This window comes from Streptomyces sp. AC627_RSS907 (assembly GCF_019049165.1).
This window is the reverse complement of sequence record NZ_JAGMUE010000948.1, coordinates 1-687: the sequence shown is the minus strand read 5'-3', so window position 1 is coordinate 687 and position 687 is coordinate 1. Positions and strand designations below refer to the sequence as shown.

1 protein-coding gene is annotated in these 687 nt (G+C 76.4%); it reads right to left on the bottom strand.

The window, feature by feature from the left end; genetic code table 11:
• Nucleotides 1-687: 3-phosphoshikimate 1-carboxyvinyltransferase (locus KUM32_RS39610; protein ID WP_374227611.1), on the bottom strand; the 687-nt coding region annotated here is incomplete at both ends.

Genomic DNA, 687 nt, shown 5'->3' with positions numbered 1-687 from the left:
CCTCCGGGGTGTCCACGGCCGCGCCCGCGCTGCGCAGCATGTCCACGGTCATCCGGATGTGTGGCATGGAGGGCAGCGTGGAGCCGACGTGCCGTACCTCGACGCCCTGGTTGAAACGCGCGCCGGAGAGCAGCAGCGCGCTGACGAACTGCGAGGACGAGGAGGCGTCGATGCGGACCGGGCCGCCGTCGATGCTGCCGTTGCCGTGCACGGTCAGCGGGAGCGCGCCGCGCCCGTCGTCGTCGATGCGGGCGCCGAGGGCGCGCAGCGCGTCGATCACGCCGTGCAGCGGGCGCTCGTGGGAGCGGGCGTCGCCGTCGAAGCGGACCGGCCCGTCGGCGAGCGCGGCGACCGGCGGCAGGAAGCGCATGACCGTACCGGCGTTGCCCACGTCCACGGTGGCCGGGCCGTGCAGCCCCGCGGGGATGACGCGCCACGCCTCGCCGGTGGCGGGGGCGCCGGGCTCGCCGGGGGCGGCGGAGTTCGACGCGATGGTCTCCTCGATGCCGACGCCCATGGCGCGCAGCGCCTCGGCCATCAGCAGGGTGTCGCGGGAGCGCAGCGGGCGGCGCAGCCATCCGGGCTCGGCGGCGAGTGCGGCGAGGACCAGGCCGCGGTTGGTGACGGACTTGGAACCGGGCACGGTGACGGTCGCGTCGACCGCTCCGTGCGCGAGCGGAGCGGGCC